The following is a 3,971-nucleotide window of genomic DNA, read 5'->3' as shown; positions in this document are numbered from 1 at the left end:
CAACACACATTGGCTTAGTGATGACAGCTTTCATCATTGCTCCTTTTGAGTCATAATTAATGACATCATTAGTCAAAAATTGATTTTTATTCTGTGAAAAATTGATTAGCCAGAATTACCCAGAAAACGGGGCTTTCTAGCCACGTTTCAAGTTCATATTTTACTGAATTTTTGAGGATATTTTTGAATTTTAGACACAATACGACTAGTGCAGTGGCGCCATTAAATATTATTTTTTACACTATGTCAACAAAAAAATCATGATCTTGTATTTTTTTTATTTTTTTACCTAAATATGGTGTTTTAAAAGATATTCTTTATTTTCCTTTAACACAACATTTATGTTGTATTGAAACATTTTAGATGTTATATTATTATAATGAATAGTCAAGAATTGAAAAGATATCTTATAAAGCATGGTTGCAGTTTTACTTCAGGGAAGGGAGGGCATTTGCTTGTAAAGCGTGGTTCTAAAAAGTCCGTTTTACCTATGCATGGTACGCGAAAAGAATTAGGAACAGGATTAGTCCAGAAGATTCTTAAAGATCTTGACCTAAAATAAGCCTGAATATGGAGGTGTAAATGAAATATGCAATCAAATTTATCAAAGATGACAATGATACTCTTCTAGTCGTCTCTAAAGACTTTCAGGAATTTATTACCTATGGTAACGATGAAAAAGAGGCTTTGGAACAGGCTAAAAATGCACTTTTAACAGTCATTATGGGGCGTTTTCAAGATCGTGAACCTATTCCCTTTGGACATCGTGATATTGCCTATCCTTTTGTTGAAGTATCTTCATTGGTGACTTTAAAAATTGCAATACATAACGCTATGATTGAAAAAAACTTACGCAAAGCTGATCTCGTACGTCTTTTAAAACTTCATCCAATACAAATTGACCGATTGTTGGATTTAAACCATGCAACCAAATTAGATGCCTTAGAATCCACTCTCAGTGCTCTTGGAAAAGAGGTTGCCATTAATATCCAAGACGCCGCTTGAAAACTACCGGTTTTGCGTAAAATGCTTATAAAGCGCATTAAGAGCAATGCGCAATGAAAGCACAAGGTGTGGTAGTGATTGATCTTCTATGACAAGATACTGTAATGCAGCATGAAGGTTATATTGACGGTGTAAACATTGAGCTTCTTGAACAACATCTTTTACAGCTAAAAGATGTTCTGTTGCCTTCTGTACCCATTTCTCTCTTGCTCCGTTATCAGAAGTTGTAGGCATTTCATCATAAATTGCATTAGGCAATGCTTTTGCACATAGGTAATTGTTTTTCACTTCAAGATATTTTTGCGCAGCATCATATTGGTCTTGATTTATTTCGCCTTGCAAATAAAGCCGCCCGATATAGGTGCCGGAAAGCGGATTTTTAGCCTCTTCTATGGTCAAACAGAAGCGTTTGGCACGCATTTCAATTGCCAATTTATCCATGGGTTCATGCGGTGTTTTTGCTCGTGAGATACGTCCATTTGGTTCTCTGATACATCCTTTAATCCGTGGACGACCGCGTTTTGCACGTTTTTTTCTTTTTGTCATATTTTTTTCAATCAGAATGGTATGCTATCATTATTAATGAGTGCACTATGATCAGCAGCCCCTGAAGCGATAGCATAATTTTGAGAAGTAATAGGTGAAGGGGTAGGGGATGCCGATTGATCTTTCTTTGCATCAAGCAAATACAACTCGCCTTTGAATTGTGGTAAGACAATCTCTGTTGTGTAACGGTCATGCCCATTTTTATCTTGCCATTTGCGTGTCTGTAATTTTCCTTCTATGTAAACCTTTGAACCTTTGTTTAGATATTGAAGTGCAATTTTTGCTAAATGCGGATTAAAAATCACAACGGAATGCCATTCTGTTTTCTCTACTTTTTGATTGGTTTTTTTATCTGTATAGCTCTCAGAAGTCGCTATACTAAAATTGACTATTTCTGCTCCAGAATTCATTGTTTTGCTTTCGGGATTAGCACCAAGGCGTCCGATTAACGTCACTTTATTTAGCATATTTGTAGCCCCATTAGATTAGCAATTTATACATAAAAAATCTTAGCATAATTTGCATATTTATACAATTATTTCAGTTTATTAATAACAGTTTTTTAAGTATTACATTATAATATTATTTGACAAATCATGCATCAAAAAACCATGTCACACAAATGGCACGGCTTTCTTATTTCTACTTTTAACTTTTCAATAAATATTCTTTCATTAAGAGTCTGTATCAAACTTTTTTGTTCGATTTATTGTTGACTATCGAACCTTTTTGTGCGATATTCATTTTATGCAGAAAGGGGAGGCTAAATGAAACGAGAAGCACTGCTTAGAGAATTACGTAAAGAAGCCAGAAAAAGAGGCATTCATTACAGTGAAGCTCCTGATGCAGGTAAAGGGTCACATTATTTGGTAACTTTTGGAGATAAGACAACCGTTATAAAATCTGGTGAATTGACCCCACTTTACGTGAAAATAATAAAAAAGCAGTTGGGGGTATGAGTTACTCTCTCAACGGCTTTAATTTTTCGTTTCAAAAGCATTTTGATCATGGCGAGGAGACCTAAACATGGAGTACACTTATCAAGCAAAACTGGAATCTGATCCAGATGGTGGTTTTATTGTAACCTTTCCAGATGTACCAGAAGCAATAACAGCTGGAGAAAATAGAACTGAGGCATTAGAGAATGCTGTTGAAGCTTTAGGGTTAGCATTACGGAGCTATCCTATGCGCGGTTTACCTTTACCAGTACCACAGCAATATAAAGACCTTGTAGAGGTCACGGTAGATGCGTGGAATGCTCTTAAACTTGCAGTGGTAGAAGCCTTTAATGAAGCGAATATCACAAAAACAGAATTGGCTAATCGTTTGGGTAAAAAAGAAACAGAAGCAAGACGCATTCTTGATCCCAATTATCCAACTAAGCTTCAAACACTAGAGCAAGCACTGAGTGTTCTTGGCAAGCAAGTTGTTATCACAATCAAAAATGCGGCTTAACTTCCTCCCCACTTTTAAAATGGGGAGTTATGTTTTTAAATCTAAGCTGCTTTTACGGCAGACCTTGCTAGAACCTGTTTTGCTTCTTTAATGAGAGCTTTATATTTTCTGTTTTCTTCATCTACTCTGAAGGCATCAAGAAGACGCACATGAATTGGACCTAAAAGATATAAAACTTTTTCACCAGCGTTCATACCTTCCCAATAGCTTGGCAAATCAAAGCGCGTATCACGATCATAATCAACAGATTGGTTTCTCAGTTTCTTTTCACACTCAATAAAGTAACGGCGTGCTTGACGTCCTTTCTCATTGCGTTCAACCATTGAGAGCTCTTTCGCCATGTCTAGAGTGAGATGATATTCTATTGCTGTAACAGCTCTAGATTTTGCGCTTCCCAATTTTGGGAACCGCAAATCTTGTGTTTTTATGAAATCTTTACCTTCTTCAAATGTATATTGATTAATACGATCTGTAATCCAAGTAGCGAAACGTTTTCCTATTTCCATGAATGCGTGTAACTCACGCGCATTGACCGTTTGCACAATTTCTTGTTCAATAATTTTTTCTGATATTTTAATGAGTGTGTTCATAATATTGGTTCCTTTGTTTTAAAAGTTTAAGTATCCAGGGCTAAAACAACCGAACCAATTCAGTCCTTCACATCTTTAGGTTACCCTTGGACATACATGTGAAGACCCTGGAATAATAAAATGAAGGGCAACAGATCTTTCGGGATACTGTTGAACCGATTGGTTACAGGTGTTTTAAGCCTGCCTCGTAACCTAATGGCTTTTAAAAATTTGTCAAGTTGTTCCTGATATGAGTTAGCATCTAATCATTGTTTTTTCAGAAGCTTCCGATAATTTTTTGATCTCTTTATTGATCTCATCTATAAGAGGTTCGTAATTGAGAACGCTTTTCGGAATATTCCCACCGTAAACCCAAGCTTTTACTTGCGCTTTGGT

At 36.0% G+C, this 3,971-nt stretch carries 7 protein-coding genes; 4 read left to right on the top strand and 3 right to left on the bottom strand.

The window, feature by feature from the left end; all coding sequences use genetic code 11:
- Positions 1-379: 379 nt before the first annotated feature.
- Both ACFIJK_RS08850 and ACFIJK_RS08845 read left to right on the top strand, forming a co-directional pair.
- A complete protein-coding gene (locus ACFIJK_RS08850) occupies positions 380-562 on the top strand; it encodes a type II toxin-antitoxin system HicA family toxin (protein WP_006589116.1) in 183 nt (60 codons plus the stop codon).
- A 20-nt stretch (positions 563-582) separates the two neighbouring features.
- Complete coding sequence (locus ACFIJK_RS08845) at positions 583-1,005, top strand: type II toxin-antitoxin system HicB family antitoxin (RefSeq protein WP_375627535.1); 423 nt, start codon at positions 583-585, stop codon at positions 1,003-1,005.
- Positions 1,006-1,008: 3 nt separating this feature from the next.
- Here ACFIJK_RS08845 and ACFIJK_RS08840 read toward each other — a convergent pair whose 3' ends face one another.
- Both ACFIJK_RS08840 and ssb read right to left on the bottom strand, forming a co-directional pair.
- On the bottom strand, positions 1,009-1,551 hold the full coding sequence (locus ACFIJK_RS08840; protein ID WP_375627534.1) for a hypothetical protein: 543 nt from the start codon (positions 1,549-1,551) through the stop codon (positions 1,009-1,011).
- A gap of 11 nt (positions 1,552-1,562) precedes the next feature.
- A complete protein-coding gene (gene ssb, locus ACFIJK_RS08835; protein ID WP_375624117.1) occupies positions 1,563-2,018 on the bottom strand; it encodes a single-stranded DNA-binding protein in 456 nt (151 codons plus the stop codon).
- Positions 2,019-2,318: 300 nt separating this feature from the next.
- On the opposite strand from ssb, the gene ACFIJK_RS08830 reads away from it, so the two are divergent.
- On the top strand, positions 2,319-2,510 hold the full coding sequence (locus ACFIJK_RS08830; RefSeq protein WP_004859817.1) for a hypothetical protein: 192 nt from the start codon (positions 2,319-2,321) through the stop codon (positions 2,508-2,510).
- A gap of 67 nt (positions 2,511-2,577) precedes the next feature.
- Positions 2,578-3,006, top strand: coding sequence for a type II toxin-antitoxin system HicB family antitoxin (locus ACFIJK_RS08825; RefSeq protein WP_375626922.1), 429 nt, complete (start codon positions 2,578-2,580; stop codon positions 3,004-3,006).
- A 41-nt stretch (positions 3,007-3,047) separates the two neighbouring features.
- Here ACFIJK_RS08825 and ACFIJK_RS08820 read toward each other — a convergent pair whose 3' ends face one another.
- Entirely contained in the window at positions 3,048-3,596 is a 549-nt protein-coding gene (locus tag ACFIJK_RS08820) for an antA/AntB antirepressor family protein (RefSeq protein ID WP_375627533.1), read from the bottom strand.
- Positions 3,597-3,971 lie beyond the last annotated feature (375 nt).

This window comes from Bartonella sp. PS17NMGDW, from assembly GCF_042193555.1.
Taxonomy (GTDB): Bacteria; Pseudomonadota; Alphaproteobacteria; order Rhizobiales; family Rhizobiaceae; genus Bartonella; species Bartonella grahamii.
The sequence above is the reverse complement of the archived record's forward strand: the minus strand, read 5'-3'. Positions and strand labels throughout refer to the sequence as shown.

Bases quoted from the DNA above. Each gene is read 5' to 3' on its own strand.
- ACFIJK_RS08830 (WP_004859817.1), top strand. From the start codon at position 2,319: ATGAAACGAGAAGCACTGCTTAGAGAATTACGTAAAGAAGCCAGAAAA.
- ACFIJK_RS08825 (WP_375626922.1), top strand. From the start codon at position 2,578: ATGGAGTACACTTATCAAGCAAAACTGGAATCTGATCCAGATGGTGGT.
- ACFIJK_RS08820 (WP_375627533.1), bottom strand. From the start codon at position 3,596: ATGAACACACTCATTAAAATATCAGAAAAAATTATTGAACAAGAAATT.
- ACFIJK_RS08845 (WP_375627535.1), top strand. From the start codon at position 583: ATGAAATATGCAATCAAATTTATCAAAGATGACAATGATACTCTTCTA.
- ssb (WP_375624117.1), bottom strand. From the start codon at position 2,018: ATGCTAAATAAAGTGACGTTAATCGGACGCCTTGGTGCTAATCCCGAA.
- ACFIJK_RS08850 (WP_006589116.1), top strand. From the start codon at position 380: ATGAATAGTCAAGAATTGAAAAGATATCTTATAAAGCATGGTTGCAGT.
- ACFIJK_RS08840 (WP_375627534.1), bottom strand. From the start codon at position 1,551: ATGACAAAAAGAAAAAAACGTGCAAAACGCGGTCGTCCACGGATTAAA.